At 43.9% G+C, this 21,340-nt stretch carries 21 protein-coding genes; 12 read left to right on the forward strand and 9 right to left on the reverse strand.

All coding sequences use genetic code 11. From position 1 onward, the window contains the following. Positions 1–62 precede the first annotated feature (62 nt). Entirely contained in the window at positions 63–290 is a 228-nt protein-coding gene (locus tag FTU09_RS09350) for an accessory factor UbiK family protein (RefSeq protein WP_096902239.1), read from the reverse strand. 276 nt (positions 291–566) lie between these two features. Here FTU09_RS09350 and glnK point away from each other — a divergent pair, with 276 nt between their 5' ends. The 7 genes from glnK (at position 567) to FTU09_RS09385 (ending at position 6,767) form a co-directional block, all read left to right on the forward strand. Continuing rightward, positions 567–905, forward strand: a complete 339-nt coding sequence (glnK, locus tag FTU09_RS09355) for a P-II family nitrogen regulator (RefSeq protein ID WP_004650081.1) — start codon at positions 567–569, stop codon at positions 903–905. 62 nt (positions 906–967) lie between these two features. Next, positions 968–2,377 carry an ammonium transporter gene (locus FTU09_RS09360; RefSeq protein ID WP_167845702.1) on the forward strand — a complete coding sequence of 470 codons (1,410 nt, stop codon included), beginning with the start codon at positions 968–970 and terminating at the stop codon, positions 2,375–2,377. A gap of 139 nt (positions 2,378–2,516) precedes the next feature. Next, on the forward strand, positions 2,517–2,975 hold the full coding sequence (gene nrdR, locus FTU09_RS09365) for a transcriptional regulator NrdR (RefSeq protein WP_096902237.1): 459 nt from the start codon (positions 2,517–2,519) through the stop codon (positions 2,973–2,975). Between the two features lie 36 nt (positions 2,976–3,011). Next, positions 3,012–4,115 (forward strand): bifunctional diaminohydroxyphosphoribosylaminopyrimidine deaminase/5-amino-6-(5-phosphoribosylamino)uracil reductase RibD, encoded by a 1,104-nt coding sequence (ribD, locus tag FTU09_RS09370; protein WP_180080085.1) that lies wholly within the window; start codon positions 3,012–3,014, stop codon positions 4,113–4,115. Continuing rightward, the gene (locus tag FTU09_RS09375; RefSeq protein ID WP_179989572.1) at positions 4,112–5,404 is read left to right on the forward strand and encodes a DNA adenine methylase; all 1,293 of its coding nucleotides are present in this window, start codon (positions 4,112–4,114) and stop codon (positions 5,402–5,404) included. The genes ribD and FTU09_RS09375 overlap by 4 nt, the downstream gene beginning before the upstream one ends. Before the next feature lie 34 nt (positions 5,405–5,438). Then, the gene (locus tag FTU09_RS09380) at positions 5,439–6,098 is read left to right on the forward strand and encodes a riboflavin synthase (protein WP_104852910.1); all 660 of its coding nucleotides are present in this window, start codon (positions 5,439–5,441) and stop codon (positions 6,096–6,098) included. A gap of 123 nt (positions 6,099–6,221) precedes the next feature. Next, entirely contained in the window at positions 6,222–6,767 is a 546-nt protein-coding gene (locus FTU09_RS09385; RefSeq protein WP_004975673.1) for a VTT domain-containing protein, read from the forward strand. Positions 6,768–6,876: 109 nt separating this feature from the next. Here the strand turns inward: FTU09_RS09385 and FTU09_RS09390 are convergent, their stop codons facing one another. From FTU09_RS09390 to FTU09_RS09405, 4 genes are all read right to left on the reverse strand, one after another. Continuing rightward, positions 6,877–7,095: a hypothetical protein gene (locus tag FTU09_RS09390; RefSeq protein WP_004975675.1), complete on the reverse strand. Its 219-nt coding sequence runs from the start codon at positions 7,093–7,095 to the stop codon at positions 6,877–6,879. A gap of 144 nt (positions 7,096–7,239) precedes the next feature. Next, a complete protein-coding gene (locus tag FTU09_RS09395; protein ID WP_004975677.1) occupies positions 7,240–7,860 on the reverse strand; it encodes a hypothetical protein in 621 nt (206 codons plus the stop codon). 48 nt (positions 7,861–7,908) lie between these two features. Further along, positions 7,909–8,316, reverse strand: coding sequence for a DNA polymerase III subunit chi (locus tag FTU09_RS09400; protein ID WP_096901966.1), 408 nt, complete (start codon positions 8,314–8,316; stop codon positions 7,909–7,911). Beyond that, on the reverse strand, positions 8,309–9,757 hold the full coding sequence (locus FTU09_RS09405; protein WP_179989748.1) for a leucyl aminopeptidase: 1,449 nt from the start codon (positions 9,755–9,757) through the stop codon (positions 8,309–8,311). The genes FTU09_RS09400 and FTU09_RS09405 overlap by 8 nt, the downstream gene beginning before the upstream one ends. A 158-nt stretch (positions 9,758–9,915) precedes the next feature. Between FTU09_RS09405 and lptF the strand changes: the two genes are divergently transcribed. From lptF to FTU09_RS09425, 4 genes are all read left to right on the forward strand, one after another. Beyond that, positions 9,916–11,016, forward strand: coding sequence for an LPS export ABC transporter permease LptF (gene lptF / locus FTU09_RS09410; protein WP_004975682.1), 1,101 nt, complete (start codon positions 9,916–9,918; stop codon positions 11,014–11,016). A gap of 1 nt (position 11,017) precedes the next feature. Next, complete coding sequence (lptG, locus tag FTU09_RS09415) at positions 11,018–12,088, forward strand: LPS export ABC transporter permease LptG (protein WP_004975683.1); 1,071 nt, start codon at positions 11,018–11,020, stop codon at positions 12,086–12,088. A 145-nt stretch (positions 12,089–12,233) separates the two neighbouring features. Further along, positions 12,234–13,781 (forward strand): 2,3-bisphosphoglycerate-independent phosphoglycerate mutase, encoded by a 1,548-nt coding sequence (gene gpmI, locus FTU09_RS09420; RefSeq protein ID WP_104852912.1) that lies wholly within the window; start codon positions 12,234–12,236, stop codon positions 13,779–13,781. A gap of 24 nt (positions 13,782–13,805) precedes the next feature. Then, positions 13,806–14,969 (forward strand): S41 family peptidase, encoded by a 1,164-nt coding sequence (locus FTU09_RS09425; protein WP_004975690.1) that lies wholly within the window; start codon positions 13,806–13,808, stop codon positions 14,967–14,969. Positions 14,970–15,018: 49 nt separating this feature from the next. Here FTU09_RS09425 and FTU09_RS09430 read toward each other — a convergent pair whose 3' ends face one another. The 3 genes from FTU09_RS09430 to FTU09_RS09440 form a co-directional block, all read right to left on the reverse strand. Further along, entirely contained in the window at positions 15,019–16,452 is a 1,434-nt protein-coding gene (locus tag FTU09_RS09430; RefSeq protein ID WP_004975695.1) for a sigma-54 dependent transcriptional regulator, read from the reverse strand. Between the two features lie 69 nt (positions 16,453–16,521). Further along, positions 16,522–18,084 carry a PAS domain-containing sensor histidine kinase gene (locus FTU09_RS09435; RefSeq protein ID WP_004975700.1) on the reverse strand — a complete coding sequence of 521 codons (1,563 nt, stop codon included), beginning with the start codon at positions 18,082–18,084 and terminating at the stop codon, positions 16,522–16,524. Positions 18,085–18,124: 40 nt separating this feature from the next. Next, entirely contained in the window at positions 18,125–18,760 is a 636-nt protein-coding gene (locus tag FTU09_RS09440; protein WP_004975702.1) for a response regulator, read from the reverse strand. A gap of 215 nt (positions 18,761–18,975) precedes the next feature. Between FTU09_RS09440 and FTU09_RS09445 the strand changes: the two genes are divergently transcribed. Continuing rightward, positions 18,976–20,067, forward strand: coding sequence for a serine hydrolase (locus FTU09_RS09445; protein WP_131260992.1), 1,092 nt, complete (start codon positions 18,976–18,978; stop codon positions 20,065–20,067). A 120-nt stretch (positions 20,068–20,187) separates the two neighbouring features. Here the strand turns inward: FTU09_RS09445 and thrC are convergent, their stop codons facing one another. After that, entirely contained in the window at positions 20,188–21,327 is a 1,140-nt protein-coding gene (gene thrC, locus FTU09_RS09450; RefSeq protein ID WP_004975706.1) for a threonine synthase, read from the reverse strand. Positions 21,328–21,340 lie beyond the last annotated feature (13 nt).

The raw sequence follows: 21,340 nt of genomic DNA on the forward strand, positions 1-21,340 counted from the left end.
ATCCGTTTTGGTGCGTTATTTTTATAATGTTTGTTTTTTGTTTTTATGCACTCAATTGGTGCTTATTTTTTGAGTTGAATTTTCTGTTCCAGTGCTTCAACCTGTTTTAACAATTCATTTAAACGTAAGTTGGCATTATTGAGCGCAGTACGTTGGCGGTCTAGCTCATCTTGCGAGACCAAATCCATTTTGGTGACCGCTTCATTGAGCAAAGCACGTAAATTATGTTCTAAATCTTTTTTAGGTTGTTCAACTTGTTCCAAAATGGCTTGTAATAAAGTTTCAATCATTGTTGTTTCCACAAAGATGGAGAAAATGGAGGCAGTGTAGCACTGGTCTTGAATAGACTATAGCATTTCAGACGAAATATGGATTTATTCGATGAGTAAAATCGTAAATCTTCTAGTAAATATGTCTATTTTTTGAAGATCACAACCATATAAATGTATAAAATAAGGTATAAAGAAAACTCATGTCACGGTTTCTAATTTCCCCCGACCTTAGAACTTTGGCATGGAATTTGAACATAAAACCTTACTGGTGAATTAAGCCGAAGGAAAACAAACATGAAGCTCGTAACTGCAATTGTAAAACCCTTTAAATTAGATGATGTGCGTGAAGCATTATCTGAAATTGGTGTTCAAGGGATCACCGTAACAGAAGTCAAAGGCTTCGGTCGCCAAAAAGGTCACACCGAACTTTATCGTGGCGCTGAATACGTCGTTGACTTTTTGCCTAAAGTTAAAATTGAAATCGCAATTAGCGATGAAATGGTGGATTCGGTGATTGAGTCAATCACTCGTGTTGCTAGTACAGGCAAGATTGGTGATGGCAAAATCTTTGTTACTAACCTCGAACAAGTCATCCGTATTCGTACAGGTGAAACGGGTGCAGATGCTGTTTAAAAGATGGCACGAAGTTTGCTGAGTACCTAATAACTCACAAAAACAAAGGTCGGGGGACACAAATGAAAAAAATGCTACTCGCGCTGAGTCTATCAGGCGCACTTCTTGGTGGTTCTGTTGCTTGGGCTGAAGAAGCCGTAACAGCCACCGCACCAACTTCAGATGTTGCAGTGCTTGAAACTGCCGAAACATCTCCTATCGAAACAACAAATGCAACAGAAGTTGCAGCTGTAGCAGAAGTCAGCACGCCCGAAGCTGCTGAACCTGAAGCTGTATTAGATACAGGCGATACCGCTTGGATTTTAGTTTCGACTGCTTTAGTTTTACTCATGACCATTCCTGGTTTGGCACTATTTTATGGCGGTATGGTACGCAAGAAAAACGTACTCAATACTATGGCTTATAGCTTTGTAGCAGCAGCCGTGGTCAGTATTGCCTGGGTGGCAGTGGGCTATAGTTTGGCTTTTGGTGAAGGTAATGCCTTTATTGGTGGTCTAGACAAAGTCATGCTGGCAGGCATTGGTACCGATGCGCTCAGTGGCAGTATTCCTGAAATTCTATTTGTGATATTTCAAATGACCTTTGCCATCATTACTGTGGCAATTATCAGTGGTTCAATTGCAGAACGAATGAAGTTTGGTGCCTTTGTTGCCTTTATCGCGATTTGGGTGGTCGTGGTCTACGCACCAATTACCCACTGGGTATGGGGTGGTGGTTGGTTAGGCAATGATGGTGCTCTCGACTTTGCTGGTGGTACTGTTGTTCATATTAACTCGGGTGTTGCAGGTTTAGTTGCTGCATACATGTTGGGCAAACGTATGGGCTTGGGCCGTGAATCTATGGCTCCGCACAACCTGACTTTGACTGTACTGGGTGCAAGTTTGCTCTGGGTGGGTTGGTTTGGTTTCAACGGTGGTTCTGCTTTAGGTGCCAATGGTGCAGCGGGTTATGCCTTAGTTGTGACTCAAGTGGCAGCCGCAGCCGCAGCAATTGCATGGCTTGTAGCAGAAAAACTGGTACGTGGTAAAGGTTCTGTATTAGGTGCTGCATCGGGTGCTGTAGCAGGTTTGGTGGTGATTACTCCAGCAGCAGGTTTTGTGACTGTTGGTGGTGCATTAGCGATGGGTTTAATTGGTGGTGTGGTATGTTTCTGGGGTATTACTGCCTTAAAACGCGCCCTGAAAGCTGATGACTCTCTAGATGCCTTTGGACTACATGGTGTAGGTGGTATTGTTGGTGCAATTTTAACAGCCTTCTTTGCCAGCGAGTTTATTATGGGCGATGCTGCACCAAGCAACTTGATGAGCCAACTTTGGGTGCAAGTTGAAGGTGTGTTAGCGACCATTGCTTACTCTGCTGTACTGACTTTCATCATCTTAAAAGTAATTGATCTAACCATTGGTATTCGTGTGGCTGCAGAAGATGAGCGTATGGGACTCGACTTAAGCCAACATGGTGAACGTGTAGAATAATCTAGACAGTACATAATCAATATATTGTGTAAAACAGCCCTTCGGGGCTGTTTTTTTTCTATATGTTGCGTAAAACTCTACAAAGTTTGGAATTTTTGCTACACTGCATTTTCATTCAAATTTGTGCAATTAAACCGCTATGCATTGTCCATTTTGCAACACTGCAGACAGTAAAGTGATTGACTCACGTTTGGCGGCAGAAGGCTGCCAAATTCGCCGACGTCGTGAGTGTATTGGCTGTGGTGAACGCTTTACCACCTTTGAAAGTTATGAAGTGGTTATGCCACGGGTGATTAAATCCGATGGTAAAAGTGAGCCTTTCGATGAAGCCAAGTTACGTCGTTCGTTAATGCATGCTTTGCAAAAACGTCCCGTGACCCAAGAGCAAATTGAAACGGTACTCAGCGACATCCAATTACAAATTCGCCGTTTGGGAGAGCGTGATGTGAAATCACGTACCATTGGTGAGGTTGTTATGCAGGCTTTATTTGCATTGGATCATGTTGCTTATGTACGTTTTGCCTCGGTGTATCAAGACTTTCAGGATGTCGAAGCATTCCGTCGCCAAATTGAACAAATGCAGTCGCGTGAGCAATAAAGCGCAATGCCATCATCTATTCCACAGCAACCATCCATGATTGAACTCAATACTGACGCGCAACCCGATGATCTTTTTTGGATGCGTCGTGCCATTGAACTGGCACGTTTGGGGCAATACAGCACTAAGCCAAATCCGAACGTGGGCTGCGTTATTGTTAAAGATGCCCAATTATTGGGCGAAGGTTTCCATCCTCGTGCAGGACAGCCACATGCCGAAGTCTTTGCTTTGCGTCAGGCCGCTGAACAAGCGCAGGGTGCAACTGCTTATGTGACTTTGGAACCTTGTGCACACTATGGGCGCACACCACCATGTGCCAAAGCCTTGGTCGATGCAGGCGTGGCTAAAGTGGTTGTGGCTTGTCCAGACCCGAATCCATTGGTGGCAGGTAAAGGCGTTCAGATTTTACAGGATGCAGGTATTCAGGTTAGCGTGGGCGTGGCAGAAGCTGAAGCAGCGCAGTTAAATGCAGGCTTTTTAAAAGCCATGGCTACAGGCATGCCTTATATGCGTTTAAAAATTGCTTCTAGTTTGGATGGTCGTACCGCCATGGCCTCGGGTGAATCTAAATGGATTACAGGGGTTGCAGCACGTGCAGATGTGCAACATTGGCGTGCAATTTCTGCAGCGGTCATTACGGGTATAGATACGGTATTGGCCGATGACTGTCTGCTCAATGTACGTCATTTAGAGGGTGTAGATGACATTCACAGAGTAGTACAACCCAAGCGGATTATTTTAGACCGTCAAGGGCGGTTAGCGCTGACTGCACAAATTCTGCAGCAACCTGAAACCGTGATGGTGATGGGACCGTATCGTGCAGAGTTGGCAGCCTTAGGCGTGATACAATTGGCGGTACAGCCTTTGGCAAGCTTACTGGCTGAACTGGTCAAACAGCATCAAATTTATGATGTACTGGTTGAGGCAGGCGCAACTTTATCTACCGCTTTCTTGCAAGAAAGCTTAGTTGATGAAGTCATCAGCTATGTGGCGCCTACATTATTAGGGCAATCAGCACGTGCCATGTTTAATGCAGAATTTGAGCAGATGGCAGAGCAACTTCGATTTAAACTTTGCGACGTCACTCAATTGGGTGATGACGTGCGCCTTAGGTTAATTCCTTCTCAAGAGACACTATGAGTTCAGAGTCAACGGTTTATCACAAACGTCGTCATGCGGCACGCACCACCGATGAATACTTATTTCATCAATTGGTGCCTTATTTGGGCAATAAACGCCGTTTACTGCATCTGATTTTAGAAGCCCTTGAACAGACAGGAACGCTACATCCTAAAGATGGTCGTGCCCCAATTTTTGCTGACTTCTTTGCAGGCTCAGGGGTGGTATCACGTTTGGCGCGCCAAAATGGCTATCGGGTAATTGCCAATGACTGGGAACCCTACAGCCATGCCTTAAACCATGCGATTTTGGCCTGCACCGAAGCACCTGCGTTTAAAGAATTAGGCGGCTATCAAAAAGCCATTGATTATTTGAACCGCTTGCCTGAAGTCAAAGGCTGGGTGACGCATAATTTGTGTCCGCGCAACGACGAAATTTATGACCCAAGTCGTGACCGTTTATTTTTTAAACGTCGTAACGGTATGCGTATCGATGCAATTCGTCAGCAAATTGCCACGTGGCAAGCGCAGGGTGCAATTGATGATGTTGAGATGTCGGCCTTATTGGCACCTTTACTCTATTCTGCCAGCTTTGTCAGTAATACCAGTGGGGTATTTAAAAGCTTCCACCACGGCTGGGGTGGCAAAACTCAAACTGCACTCGAACGAATAGAATCATTATTGTGGCTCACGCCAAGTCGTTTTTGTGACATTGGTGAACCAAATAAACCTGCTGCAGAAATGTGGTGTGTCGATGCACAGCATCTTGCCAATCAAATGAGTGGTTTTGAGGTGGATGTGGCTTATTTAGACCCACCGTATAATCAACATGCTTATAGCAGTAACTATCATGTCTTAAATGCCTTAACCTTGTGGGATCAGGTCGATTTACCAACCCCAGACACCAAAGGCTTTAAAAGTGGTATTGACCGTGCATGGCGCAAAGAACGTCCAAGTCCATACAACTCATCTAAGTACGCCAAAGAGGCGTATGAAACCTTATTGGACACCATTAATGCACGTTTTATTCTGACCAGTTATTCTACCGATGGTAATATTAGTGCCACAGACTTGTTGCAAGCCAATTTAAAACGCGGTCGAGTGACGTTATTGACGCAAGATGTTCCGCGTTATCGCGTGAGTAAACAGCGTCAGTCCGAGCGTGCGCGCGTGCTGGAATTTATTGTGATTACCGATACGCATGCCAAGTCAGGCCCACCTATTCGCCAGTTGTTAGGGCAACTTTACCATTTTGCAGAATTGGGTGGTGTAGATACCTCAGGTGTGAGTACCCAATTGGCGTTGTGGTAAATCCACAAATCCTCAGTGAATGAGAGAAAAGATTATGTTTACAGGCATTATTGAAAGTTTAGGTAAAGTAGAAAGCCTGCAAAGTGTGGGCGGTGATGTACGTTTGCGTATTCAGACCGATTTGGATATGTCGGATGTGCATTTGGGGGATTCAATTGCCACCAATGGTATTTGCCTGACTGTGATCGAGTGGGGCGACAATTGGTATGCCGCAGATGTGTCGCGTGAAAGTTTGAACCGTACCACTTTAGGCACATGGAAAGTGGGTCAGCCTGTCAATGTCGAAAAAGCCATGTTGCCGACCACACGTTTTGGTGGACATATCGTAAGTGGCCATGTTGATGCAGTCGGTGAAATTACGCTGGTACGTGAAGATGCACGTTCAATTTACTATGAAGTGACTGCACCTGCAGAAATTGCCAAATATTTGGCAGAAAAAGGTTCGGTGACCGTCGATGGCATCAGCCTGACCATTAACCATTTACGCGGCAGTGTTATCAGTCTGAATTTAATTCCACACACGGCAGAGCGTACCAATATTGGCACATGGAAAGTTGGCAGCAAGGTCAATTTAGAAGTGGATGTCTTGGCGCGTTATATTGAGCGTTTGCTCTTGGGTGATAAAGCTGCAGAAACTACGCAGCAATCTAAAATTAGCATGGAATTCTTGGCTGAAAATGGCTTTTTAAAATAAGCACAGAGCCGAATGAAATTTAAACAGTCTGATTGAAAAATTAGACTGTTTTTTTGTTTTTAGGGATAATTAAAAAGATAAAGATGTTTTTTTCATCATAAACACCCCTTTGGTTTAATGTAGATGATTGATTTTTTAATGAATTTGGAACACTGGCTGCCATTATTACTCGATAATTATGGTCTGTGGATCTATGCCATTTTGTTTCTGATTATTTTTGCAGAAACAGGTTCTGTGTTCATGTTCTTTTTACCAGGCGATAGTTTGCTGATCGCAATTGGTGCCTTGTGTTCCACCACCGATGTGGTGCATTTGCACTATATGGGGATTTTACTTTTTGTCGCTGCGGTCTTGGGATATAGCGTCAACTATTACACTGGACGAATTCTAGGGGTGAAGTATTTTCATCAACATTCACGTTATTTCAAACCTGAATATATTGTCAAAACCAACCATTATTTTATGAAACATGGTGGCAAAACTATTTTAATGGCGCGTTTTATACCGTTTGTTCGTTCATTTGCACCATTTGCTGCAGGGTCAGGGCACATGCCTTTGGCGACCTTTAGTTTTTATAATGTGGTGGGTGCTGCCGTATGGATTTTTTCTTTAATGGCAATAGGTTATGGCTTGGGTAATATTTTGTCTTGGTTGGGTGATTGGATTTAAATTCCTCATTTTTTCTATTTTCTTATTCTAAATCCACCGCGATAACTAAAAAAGTGGATTGATGGCCACAAAAAAAGCCCACCGTGTGGACTTTTGATCTGGTTCAGTTTTAGTGTTTGGTGACAATTAACTCTGTGCCACCCAAGCGCGGGCTAAAAGTATCGTTACTTTGAATTGAAAACTCCCCCTTTTCCGCTTCTTTAGACAAGTACATGCTTAATGATTGGAAATCTGCACGACTGATCCATAAATCCTGAGCACGAATACTCCACTGTTCGCCCGTATTAAGATGGTCGATTTTGCCTGAAATTTTCGTCAAGATATCCATTTGAAACCCATGATTGCAAAAGTCATTAAAGGAGATGAAAGTTGAAAATTCAACTTTTTCTGGATGACTATCATGTGACAAAATTATTTCATTTTGATGACATTGGGCTTAAGACTTTGGGCTAATTGGGGATAAAAAGTAAAATTATTCTTTAGAAAAATTTGAATTTTTTAAGATATAGTCAATTTCTTCTTGGGCTGCAGCATGTAGTCGCGCACGAAAGATCGTTACCGCCTGCTCAATTTGAGTTTCGGCTTCTAGCTCTAAACGCAAACGTACACTTTCAAGTTCAGAAACAATTTGATCATCACTTACCGCAGTTGCGGCTTGATTAAAAGTCACTGCAGGTAATTCAGGATTTTGCTCATAACGTGCAGTATAGTTTGAAATTTCCTGATCCAGACTTTGACGCATCAACTCAAGTGCTTGAGTTTGTTCTGCAAAGCGTTGCGCTTCATCTTGCTGTAGCTGTGCAGCATAAGCGGCTTGTTCTGCACGTTGCTGTTCTAATTTGAGTTCGAGTGCCAATTGGCGACGTTGCCGTGCTTCTTCAATCAAACGTGCTTTCAGGTCAGCATAGGCTTGTTCAATTTTTTCCTGTGATTGTTGCTGAGCGCGCTGATCTTCTGCAATCCAGTTGTGTAATTGCGTTTCAGGTTGCAAGACCTCACAAATTCGATGCAGATCATCCATAAATGTCTGGCGCACAGCCTGAGGCGCGGTTAACCAGCGCTGTTTAAAATCTGAGCCGACATTTAAAGTCACCGCATCTCTCCTTATTTTGAGCAGTATTTTTAAAAAAACGTTTTAAAATTAAAGCTTAAACGTCTGTGGTTCTATGCCCAAACGTCGATATTGTTTAAATTTTTCACGTCCAAGCACTTTAGCTGCTTCGTGATTTTCAATAATCTCAATAATGTGACTAAATTTTGCATAGGCTTCAAGTGCCTGACTGTTAAAATTAAACATAATCCAGTCCGATTGCTGCGGTAATTCGGCAGAAATACATACGCTGGCCTGTGTTTGGTTAATGCCATGTGGAATAAAGCTGCTGGCATCAAAACTCCACAGACGCTCATCCAATATTTGCTGTAACTCTGGATCAGGGCAATGCAGCCAAATGCGTGCCTGCTGCCGCAAAATTTTGCGGCATAAACGGCAAGTGCTTTCCACTTGCCGTTCAGGACTTTTTTCAAACAAATAAAAGCTAACTTTAGCCATTATTGCTTGCACGTTGTGCGAGGAACTGCATCAATAACGGTACAGGACGACCTGTTGCGCCTTTATTGCTGCCTGAATTCCATGCAGTGCCTGCAATGTCTAGATGCGCCCAGCGATAGTCACGGGTAAAGCGTTGCAAGAAGCATGCTGCAGTAACTGAACCTGCTTTAGGCCCACCAATATTGCCAATATCGGCAAATGGTGAATCCAGTTGTTCTTGGTAATCGTCAATCACGGGCATACGCCATACACGGTCAAATGCAGTGTGTCCCGCAGCATCCAATTCCGCCGCAAGTTCATCATCTGGGGTAAACATGCCTGTCAGTACCGAACCGAGTGCAACCACGCAAGCGCCTGTTAAAGTCGCAATATCAATCACCAAAGCAGGGTTGAAGCGTTTCACATAGGTTAGGGTATCGCACAGCACCAAACGACCTTCGGCATCGGTATTTAAAATTTCGATGGTTTGGCCGCTCATACTGGTCACAATATCACCCGGGCGAGTGGCTTTGCCTGACGGCATATTTTCTGCAGCGGCAATCGTGCCGACCACATGGATAGGTAAACGTGCTTCACACAGCGCGCGCATGGTGCCTAAAACTGAAGCAGAACCACACATATCAAATTTCATTTCATCCATCCCTAAGCCGGGTTTGAGTGAAATGCCGCCTGTATCAAAGGTGATGCCTTTACCAACCAATACCACAGGTGCTTCATCACGCTGTGCTTGGTATTCGAGGCTAATGATGCGTCCTGGACGGTCTGAACCCTGACTGACTGCAAGGAAAGCACCCATGCCCAATTCCGCTATTTCTGCTTCATCTAAAATGGTGACTTTGAGTAGGTCTGGATATTCTGCCGCAAGTGCTTGGGCTTGTTCTGCCAAATATTCAGGGAAACAAATATTGCCCGGGCGGTTGCCCAAGTCGCGAGCCATGTTTTGACCTGATTGCATGGCTTCAATTAACTGCAACTGATCGGCAGTCAGTGAGCTGTCCTTGGCAATTAAGTTGATTTGTTCAAGCTGAAACTCATTCTTTTTGCTTTTGTATTCATCAAAAGCATAGGCTGCTTGGGTCAGGCTGAGTGCAAATACATAATGCAGCTCGCTAGGCAGGGCAGACAAGTCAATGCTGATCTGTTTAAATTTTTTTTGTGAAGATTTGATAATGCTTTGTGCAATTTTTGCCAGCTTTGCGGCTGGTAATTCTTCGGTTTTACCCAAACCGATCAGGTTGCTATTGGCGCATTCAACAACGCTAGCCACCAAACTTAAACTTTCATTAAAGCCTGCTTTAAATTGTGTCGCTTGAATAATGCTGTCTAAATCCTTGATTTGATAAGCAGCAGTTGCCTGTGGCACCTGTTCTGCAGCCACTAAAATTGACAAAGATTCACTCGCGCTGTGTTCTTGGAATGAGGGACTTAAGCTAAATTTAATCACTGGATTTTATGCCTATCTAAATGTGCAAACTATGCAACCATTGAAACATTTTTATGCGTCGAGTTTCAATGTATAACAAGGCGATAGGTTTTATATTTTCAACATTCAGGTAAACTAACGCGAATTGGATTCCCTCACATTTTGGAAGAAATAATTTGATTATTCGGCGTTATTTGGTCAAGCAAGTTGTGTCGACATCCTTGGTTGTGATTGCCTTACTGACTTTGATCATGATGGGTGGTCGCTTGATCAAGTATTTTGGCGTGGCGGCACAAGGGCGTTTGGATGCGAGTATTTTATTCAGCATCATTGGCTATCGCTTGCCTGAATTTTTGACGCTGATCTTACCTTTGGGTTTCTTTATTGGTTTGATGCTGGTATTTGGTCGTTTATATGTCGACCATGAAATGGCGGTGCTCAATAGTAGTGGTGTGAGTCGGCATCAACTGGCACGTTTATTGGTGCCAATGACCTTGGTATTTCTAATCGTTCAAGGTTTCTTAATGCTGTGGGCATCACCGTGGGGACTGCGTCAGTTTGAAGCATTGACCACCAGTCAGGCAGTACGCACAGGTTTTGATTTGGTGCGACCCAAAGAATTTATTTCTTCAGGGCCATATACCATTTACGCAGGTGATCTGTCCGAAGATCGTAAAAACCTGAAAGATATTTTCTTTTATCAACGTGCAGAAAAAGCAGGTCGTCCTGATGTCATGATTCTGGCAAAAGAAGCGACACGGGTAGAGTTGGAAAATGATCCTGCCAATGTGGTGGATTTGGTCGAAGGGCGTCGTTATGAAATATTTCCGGGCACAGCCAAATATTCACAGGCAGAATTCCAAAGTTATCGTTTACGTTTAGAAAATGATAAAGAAGCCAAATTTGAAAGTGCCGAAGTAGAAGCCTTAACCACCTCGCAACTTTGGAAAAACCGTGCAGACCCTGTGGTTGCAAGTGAACTCGGCTGGCGTATTTTTGTGCCTTTTGCGATTGTGGTGGCGTTGTTTTTAGCCGTGGCATTGTCAGAAGTTAGTCCGCGTCAGGGGCGTTATTTAAAACTGTTTCCTGCCTTGTTAATTTTCGCCAGTTTGATTGTGGCGCTCATGGCGGTTAAAACCCGTATCAGCAAACAAGAAATGGGCATGATTGCTTATCCGTTGGTGTTGTTGGCTTATGCGATTGCGGCAGCCTTGTTCTCACGTAAACAAAAACTAGCACCTAAAATTAAGCAGCAAATTCAGCGAGTGAGGTCTTAAGATGTTGGCACGTCGTATAGTTGCAAAACACGTCACCAAGACCACTGCACTGGCTATGTTTGGTGCAACGGCAATTTTGTCTGGTTTGCAGGTGTTGTTTACCTATTTAGGCGAATTGGGTTCACTCAATGAAAACTATAGTGCATGGCAGGCATTGCTGTATGTATTGTGGGGTGCGCCAAATTATCTCTATGAAATTTTGCCGATTTCTGCCTTGATTGGCGCAGTGTTAGGCTTGGGTACGTTGGCATCCAACAGCGAATTGATTGTGATGCGTTCTGCAGGGATTAGCCTGTGGCGTATTGTGGGATGGGTGATTCGTTCCGCCATGGTATTGGTACTGCTGTCTTTTGTGCTCAGTGAATGGGTGATTCCATACACCAATGAACAAGCCAAAAGTGTTAAAAGTCACCGTAGCGTCGCTGAGCTGGGTGAAGTTCGTGGCTATTGGTCGCGCGAAGGCAATCGTTTTATTTATATTGACTACGCCAATGCCCAAGGGCAGCTCAAAAATGTACAAGTGGTCGATTTTGATGATAATTATCGCTTGCGTGGTACATTGTCTGCAGATCAGGGACAGTTTGTTAAAGACGGTAGTTGGTTGCTCAATCAAACTGAACAGATGGATATTTTGCAGGCGGGCAACGCGACTTTAGCTAAAAACAGCGAACAGGCTTTGGCTTTAGCATTGCAACCGAAATATGTGCACATGGTCACCATCGACCCTGAAGATTTATCCCCAAGTCAATTGGTCAGTTTCATGAGTTATATGCATGAATACAGCCAAGTACCCAAAACCTACCAACTGGCGTTCTGGCAAAAACTTGGTGCACCCTTTGCGCTGATTGCTTTGGTGGTGATTGCTTGCTCCTTTATTTTTGGGCCGTTACGTCAGCAATCTATGGGTTTCCGTTTGGTGATTGCTTTATTTGTCGGCTTAACCTTCTTTTATTTACAGGATTTCTTGGGCTATGCCAGCTTGGTCTATGCACCATCGCCTGCGTGGTTCGTATTTATTCCTATTATTCTGATGTTTGTCATCGGCGGTTACTTACTGCATCGTGCGCGTTAAGTGCGGGCCGATGCTGCTGCTTTTTCCGTATGATTGGGTAAACCTATCTGAATCAGTGGCGGAAACCATCTTCTGAACATAGAGTCTTGACGCAAAATTCGTTAAGATAGCATGATTAATTTGTAGACGAAAAAGAGTATTGATTATGGCGGATGCAACTGCTGGCAAAATCCCTCACGTATTGGTGATTATGGATGGTGTGGGTCATCGCGAAGCGGTCGAAGACAACGCGTTTTTAGCAGCGAAACGACCAAATTTGACTGCTATGCAGGAAAAGCATCCGCATGGTTTGATCTCTGGTTCAGGTGAAGATGTGGGCTTGCCAGATGGTCAAATGGGTAACTCTGAAGTTGGTCACATGAACTTGGGTGCAGGACGTGTGTTGTACCAAGACTTTACCCGTATTACCAAAGACATTCGTACAGGCGCTTTCTTTGAACATGAAGTGTTGGTCGATGCGGTAGAAAAAGCCAAAGCAGCCAACGGTGCAGTGCATCTGCTTGGTTTATTGTCTGAAGGCGGTGTGCATTCGCATGAAGATCATATCGTGGCGATGGCAGAATTGGCATTAAAACGTGGTGCAAAAGTTTATCTACATGCCTTTTTAGATGGCCGTGATACGCCACCCAAAAGCGCGCAGCCTTCTTTGGAAAAATTGGACGCATTATTTGCACAATATCCAAATCAAGGTCGTATTGCCAGCCTGATTGGTCGTTACTATGCGATGGATCGTGACAACCGTTGGGATCGTGTAGAACAAGCCTATCGTTTACTTACCGAAGGTGAGGCAGTACGTACTGCGGCAACCGCGGTAGAAGGCTTGGCAGCGGCTTATGCGGCAGAGGAAAGTGATGAGTTTGTGAAAGCCACCCGTATTGGTGAAATTGCCAAAATTCAAGATGGCGACAGCGTGGTGTTTATGAACTTCCGTGCTGACCGTGCGCGTGAATTGACCAAAGCTTTTGTGGAACAAGACTTTGCTGGTTTTGAACGTAAAGTTGTGCCGCAATTGTCTAAATTTGTGATGCTAACCCGTTATCAAGCCAGCATTGCTGCACCAGTGGCGTACATGCCAGAAGATTTGAAAAACTCCATTGGTGAATATTTATCAGACTTGGGCAAAACGCAATTGCGTATTGCTGAAACTGAAAAATACGCACACGTGACGTTCTTCTTTAGTGGTGGCCGTGAAGATGAATATCCGGGTGAAAAACGCATCCTGATCCCATCGCCAAATGTAGCAACCTATGACTTAAAACCTGAAATGAGCGCTTATGAAGTGACTGATGAACTGGTTGCAGCCATTAACTCAGGTGAATATGACTTGTTGGTGGTGAACTATGCCAATGGCGATATGGTCGGTCATACTGGTGTGTTTGATGCAGCTGTCAAAGCAGTTGAAGCGGTAGATACCTGCTTAGGTCGCGTTTATGAAGCGGTGATGGCGAAACAAGGTCACATGATTATTACAGCTGATCATGGTAACGTCGAGCAAATGCAAGACTATGACAGTGGTCAGGTACATACTCAGCACACCACTGAATTGGTGCCATTCATTTATGTAGGCCCAACTCAGGCCACCATTTTGGAAGGAGGTGTGTTGGCAGATGTTGCACCAACTTTATTGAATTTGATGCAATTGCCAGTGCCAGCAGATATGCAAGGTCGCAACTTAATTCGCTTACAGGCATAACCCTCGAGACAGGTAGATGATGGAATGACGGCTCACAAAATTTATGCGGTTGTGTTGGCAAGCGTGTTGTGTGCCAGTCATTCGAGTGTTTGGGCTGCGCCAGATTGGGAGTTAGATGGCCCTACACTACAACAGGACTATGTCGATGTGCCTGTAGAGTCGATACAGGAATTTGTACAAATCTATGGCATTGTCAAAGACAACTATGTGACTGAAAAAAGTGATGATGCCTTGTTTCAGCAAGCCATTCGTGGCTTGGTGAGCGGTTTAGACCGTTATTCACGCTATTTAACTGCTGAAGAATATAAACAACTTTTACAATATACCGAAGGCGACTTGGCCTCGGTTGATTTTACTTTGCGCTATGACGCTGCCCAGCAACATTGGGTCATTCAAAATTTAAGTGCCAATGCCGACTCGGCTAAACAAGGGCTGAAGAATGGCGACAGCCTATTTAAAATTGATAACCAAGAACTGAAAAAGCTGAGTGCAGATCAGGTCAATAACCTGCTCACAGGCTCAGTGGGATCGACTGTAAGCGTACAACGTGCAGCCAATCAGCCTGAAATTATGTTGGTACGCAACAAAAAAGTAGAAACCGATATTCAGGCGCAGATGCTTTCTAATCAGGTCTTGTTGTTAAAAGTACGTGTGTTTCAGCAAGACACCGCCAATGAAATTAAACGCTTAATTGAAGAACATAGCACGCCACGCTTAAAAGCCGTATTGATTGATCTGCGTAATAACCCAGGAGGCTTACTGTCTGCTGCGGTGGAATCTGCCGATTTATTTTTAAATCAGGGTGTGATTGTATCGACCAAAAGTCGTTCTGAAGGCGATCAACAATTTCAGGCGTTACCTAGCTTTGAATTTCAAAATTTAAAAGTCGGAGTACTGATTAATCATCGCTCTGCATCTGCGGCAGAAGTCTTTACCGGTGCTTTAAAAGACCATTCACGCGCTTGGGTGATGGGCGAAAAAAGTTATGGCAAGGGGGTGGTGCAAAAGCTGTTCCCACTTAGCGATGGTGCTGCCTTACAAATGACGGTTTCGCATTATTACACCCCACGCGAGCAAATGATTGAAGGGGTTGGGATTCAGCCGAATCAGCAATATATTCAAAGTCCTGAAATGAAAGAAGAGGCTTATCTTGAGCATGTGGCAGATTTACTGCTGAGCCGCCGTTAAGTCTCATCTGAGTAACACGTATTTTTAGACAGTCTTCATTGTTTAGCGTTTACTCATCTTCAGTATCTAATCCAAACTTTTTCAGACGATAGCGCAAAGAACGGAAAGACATGCCCAATTTTTTTGCTGCCAACGTACGGTTCCAGTGGGTCAGGTGCAGCGCATTCAGTAAAATGTCTTTTTCTACTTTTTCCAAGTAGGCTTCTAAACCTTCTTCAGGCAGTTTGCGTCCTGTCAGCAATACATCTGTCACGATCTGCTGTGGTGTTTCTGCTGTAGGTTGTGATTCAGTGGTTGCTGTATTGCTCATACTGAATTGGCGCAAGGGTGCGGTTTGTAAGTGTTTGAGATCAATAACATCATCATCACTCAGGGTAATGGCACGTTCAATAATATTGCGTAACTCACGCACATTACCCGGATAGTACTGTTCTAATAAAAATTGCTGGGCACGAGGTGTCAGTTGTTTGGCAGGAATGTCCCATTCTTGTGCAACTTTTTGAATGAAGTGGTCTGCCAATAACAGAATATCTTGTCCACGTTCACGCAAGGCAGGCAAGACCAAATCCATCACGTGAATACGGAAGAATAAATCCTGACGGAAACGTCCTTGCTGAACCAAACTTTCTAAGTCCTGATGACTGGCGCTGATCACACGAAAATCGACATCAATTTCACTATCTGAACCCACAGGACGGATGCGCTTTTCCTGAACGGCACGCAGCAGTTTGACTTGCATGCTCAGTGGCAGTTCGGCAATTTCATCTAAAAATAAGCTGCCACCATGTGCAGATTGAATCAGACCTTGTTTGTCTTGAGTCGCTCCTGTAAAGCTACCTTTTTTGTGTCCAAATAGCTCGCTTTCCATGAGTTCGGTGGGGATTGCACCACAGTTAATTGCAATAAATGGTCCTTCGTTGCGGTTACTTAAACGGTGAACCAAATTGGCGACAACTTCTTTCCCCGTACCCGATTCGCCTGTAATAAATACAGGCGCTTGCGAGCGCGCAATTTTTTTGATGGTGCTGCGCAATTGTTGAATAGGCAAAGACTGCCCAATCAACATTTTATATTCAAGCTGATCTTGGCTGTGATGATCGGTGGTGTCGAAAGGTTTATTCAGTGCTTTTTCAAGGAGTTGCTGTAAATGTATTTGATTGACAGGCTTGCTGACAAAGTCAAATGCACCTGCTTTTAAAGCAGCAATCGCAATATCCATATTGCCGTAGGCGGTCAATACGGCAACAGGTACATTCGGATATTGTTCGGAAATCCATTCAACCAGTTGCAAGCCATTGCCATCGGGCAGGTTTAAGTCGGTTAAGCAAGCATCGTACTGATGTTCTGCCAATAATTGCTTGGCTTGTGCTAAACGATACGCGACATGGGTTTGAATCCCCATACGTGCCAAAGTCATCTGCATGAGGGTACAAAGGTCTTCTTCGTCATCGACCAATAAAACCAAAGGTTGAACAGCGTGCATATTTTCCCCAAAACCACACAAAATTAAATCAAAACCACAGCAACAAGATTGATCCAATATCAATCGCGTTTATTCAATGGCACGTAGACATTTCATCCTGAAACATGCGCCTTGTTCTTGTTCTACATAGCTCAGCTTGGCTTGATTCGCCTCGCAAAAACTATGCGATAGATACAATCCTAAACCAGTTCCATTGATTTCGGTACTGAAAAATGGCTGGAACAGATAGAGGAGATCTTGACTGGCGACACCTGCACCAAAATCCCGCACATCAATATAAATATAAGTTGTTTGCGGGTAGACCGTAATCTCAATGGGCTGCTGTGCAGCATTGTGTCGAATGGCGTTACGAATCAGGTTAATCAGCACTTGGCGAAACTGTGATTCATCAAACTGGATGCTCAGTGGTTCGGTCAGTGTAAGCTGAATTTGACTCGCTGCATCAGGTAAATCTTCCTGAATGAATTGTGGCAAAAATTGATTGAGCTGAATCGCGACAGGCGTGGTTTGTTTATTTTTGACCATACTCAGCGTGTCGTGAATAATCTTATCAATCCGTGTCGCTTGTTTGCTGATCATGTCCGACAGCAATTGTTGCTGTGCAGCATCACTGCCTGTAAATAAATTGTTGGCTTGTACAATGGCTGCCAACGGGTTGCGAATTTCGTGCGCAATACTGGCAGAGAGTTGTCCTAAGGCGGCTAATTTGAGTTGCTGGACTTGCTGATTGATTTTACGTCCATCCTGCAGCGCCAATAAAGTCAGCGTTTGATGTGGCACTTTGAGTTTTTGTACCTGAATATGCACATGAAAATGACTTAGTTGCGACTCGAATTGAAATTTTTCTCCATCTTGCAATTGATCAAATTTGAACAGATCAAATAAATCGGGCTGAATTTTATACAATGGATAGGTCGCGTGCGCATATTTAGGATGAATCCCCAACAGATGACAGGCTGCAGGGTTGCTGAGGACGACATAGCAATTTTCATCTAAAACCAAATAGCCCATTTCGGTTTGTTCTAAAATATAACGGTTGATATTTTGTAGGCGGTTTAATTCCAAAGATTGCGAAAAATTTAGATTTTCTAAAATTTGGAAACGCCGTACTGCAATACGTCCACTGCCATAAACCACCCAAAATAAAAATGCCAATAGCGCACTTTGACCAATATTATTTAGCGATGAAAAGTCCAGCAAACTCCCAACAAAGTGTTGGTAAATCACCATAATCATCGCGATGAGGGTAATGGCTAAGGCTTTACGCTTTTGCAGCAAGAGTGATGCTGCAAAAATCGTGATCGCAAACAGCAGACTTAAATATAAATTAGGGCCATCGCTGGCAAAAGTCAGGCTACTGAGCGCGATAATATCGACTGCAAAAAACAGGGTCAGTTGTTGCGTGCTTTTAAAAGGAATATATTTATAGCTGATCAGTTGCAGGCAGCTAAAAATAAAATAGCAGACCAAGGTATACAGATATAAACCCGGGTGCTGATATTGTGTGCCAAGCTGCTGAAAGGTGAGCAGGGTAATCAGCAGCAAACAAAAGGCAATCAGCAGTCGGTAAGTACCATACCACATGCCAAGATGATACTGATTTAACTCAGAATGTTGTTTTAAATCTGGCATATCGTAAAGGTCTTATTTGTGCATCAACAGCGTTGAAAATTTAGGGTTTAATCAGTCCATAACGAATGGCAAGGTGAGTCAGTTTGACATCACTATCAATATTTAATTTTTCAAAAATACGGTAACGATAGGTATTTACGGTTTTTACACTGACAAACAACTTATCGGCAATTTCCTGTGCGCTAATACAATTCACCACCATCATCGCCACTTGCATTTCACGTTCTGAAAGACTATCAAAAGGCGATTGTTGTGTGTCAGATAAGTATGAACTTGCCAGTTGTTCGGCAATGTCGGCACTGAAGTATTTACCGCCCTGCATGACTTTTTTAATGGCACGTACCATTTCACTGACAGGTGCGCCTTTGGTGATATAGCCTTTTGCACCTGCTTTCAGCAATAAAGAAGGGTAGGGTTCTTCTGCCAAACCACTCACCGCCAAGACCTTAGTGTCTGGTGCAGTTTGCAATAGACGACGTGTGGTTTCTACGCCTCCAATCCCAGGCATGTTCACATCTAACAACACCACATTGGGATGATGCTGACGCACTAAGGTAATCGCTTCTTCACCCGATTCAGCTTGTCCAATCACCTGCACATCGGCATGGTCTTCGAGCATACGGCAAATCCCAGTACGTACCAATTCATGATCGTCGACTACTAAAACTGTGATCACCTACACTCTCCCTTTGAAAAAATCATCTTTTTTGTTACATAAAGCAAAATTAGCTTGCAATGAAACGACAAAATTAGCAATGCTATTCTTAATCTAGAATGAAAAGTTCTGCACAATATGGTGTCAAAAACGATTCATTGTTGTATTTTTAAATGTAAGGCATATTTGAGGTAATACGCAAATGTATCTTACCTCCCTGAGTTGAGTAAGCAGTCGTGAAAAATTCTAAGAAGTCGTTCATGCATGTGCTGGTCGCATCTATGATGTTCAGCCTAAGTTCTGTCAGTTTTGCTGAACTTGTCATCAATCCTTCCTCTGGGAGCGACGGTCAGGCGACCTTAAGTTGGTCTTCGGAGCAAGCCGATCAATTCTTAAATGGTGATCTGGAAAGTACCAGTGCGAGCGCTCAGGCTGCGCCAGAGAGCTATGTTGCTGAACCTACTCCGCCAGGTTCAACGAAAATTACCACTACAGTGCGTAGTAGCAATGGTGTTGCACCTGCTTCCACTGCGCCTAAAACAGTCCGTATTTTAGATACCTCTGCTTATAGCAACCAACCATCAGTTAATGCACGTGCGGCTTTGGTGATGGATGCGCAAACAGGTGAAGTGCTGTATAGCAAAAATACCAATGTGGCATTACCTATTGCATCTGTGACCAAGGTGATGACTGCCGTGGTGACTTCTGATGCACGTTTGAATATGTCTGAACAAATCACTTTGCAATCGATTGATTTTGCAGGTGCAGCAGGTAAAAACTCAAGCTCAACTTTGCGTGTGGGCGACAAGTTAAACCGTGCCGAAGCGTTACTGTTTGCATTAATGAAATCTGAAAATCCTGCAGCAGCAGCGTTGGCACGTACTTATCCAGGTGGGAAAAATGCCTTTGTAGCCGCAATGAATGCTAAAGCGCGTGAATTGGGCATGCATTCTACCCGTTTTACCGAAGCAACAGGCTTAGACCCACGTAATGTATCTTCTGCGCGTGATTTGGGTATTTTGGTCAGCACCGCTTCGCAATATGGTTTGATTCGCCAATTCTCAACCACGCCAACCTATGACTTTAACTTGGGTTATCGTGTTTTAAAATCTAACAATACCAATGCACTGGTACGTAATGGTGGTTGGAATATTAATCTGTCTAAAACAGGCTATATCAATGAAGCAGGGCGTTGTGTGGTGATGCATACCACTTTGAATAACCGTCCTGCAGTGGTGGTGCTTTTGGGTGCAGATACTTCACAAGCACGTACCAATGATGCAACTCGCTTAATGAGTTGGGCAAGCCAGTTACCTAAACGTATTTAAGAGCACATTCAGCTTGGAGCGTTGAGTTATCAATCGTATGACTCAACTTCCGTTAAAGTTGCATGATTCCAAATACAAAAAAACCTGCTAATGCAGGTTTTTTTGATCACGATTCAAAACTTACATGTTTGAAAGGATAGAGTCTTTTACTTGTTGCATTGTAGCATCAATAGAGAGCATCACCGCATCTGCACATTGTTTCATTGCAGTGTCAGGATCTTTCAGACCGTTACCTGTTACGGTACATACAATCACAGAACCTTCTTTGATTTTACCTGCTTTGATGTCGCGCATTGCACCACCAATAGACGCAGCAGATGCAGGCTCAACAAATACGCCTTCATACATTGAAAGCATGCGTTGTGCTTCTAAGATTTCAGCATCAGTTAGCTCATCAAACCAACCTTCTGAATCGCGTACAACGGCTTTGGCATGGTTCCAGCTTTGTGGGTTACCAATACGAATTGCAGTTGCAACAGTTTCAGGGTTTTCTACAGGCGCACCACGTAAGAATGGTGCAGCGCCAGACGCTTGATAACCCACCATGATTGGGCGGCCTTCAGGGTTTGGACCTGTGAATTTGTCCGTTGCTGCGTCATAGACCACTTGCTCGAATTGATCGGCAGATTGGTTGGCAACCGCTTCGGTATAACCCATCCAGTGTGCAGTAATGTTGCCTGCGTTACCTACAGGTAAGCAGTGGTAATCTGGTGCACGACCTAACTCATCTACAATTTCATACGCAATGGTCTTTTGACCTTGTAGGCGGTAAGGGTTGATCGAGTTCACAATGGTCACAGGTGCTTGGTCAGCAACTTCTTTAACTAGACGCATACCATCGTCAAAGTTACCGCGGATTTGCATGGTGATGGCACCGTACATCATCGCTTGTGCCATTTTACCCATGGCAATTTTGCCTTCAGGAATTAAAACGAATGCTTTGATGCCTGCACGTGCAGCATAGGCAGCAGCAGCAGCAGAAGTATTACCTGTAGATGCACAGATAATGGCTTTTGAACCTTCTTCAACTGCTTTAGTAACTGCCATGGTCATACCACGGTCTTTAAATGAACCTGTCGGGTTTAAGCCTTCATACTTCACATAAATTTCAACATCTTTACCAATAATGCGTGGAATATTCTCAAGCTTAATCAGTGGCGTGTTTCCTTCGCCTAGAGAGATTGCACGTGTGGTTGCAGACACTGGTAAACGGTCACGATAACGGTCAACTAAACCAGTATAACGATTGGCATTCGACATGATGATGTTCCAA

This window comes from Acinetobacter sp. YH12058 (genome assembly GCF_013419805.1).
In the GTDB taxonomy this organism is placed as follows: Bacteria; Pseudomonadota; Gammaproteobacteria; order Pseudomonadales; family Moraxellaceae; genus Acinetobacter; species Acinetobacter towneri.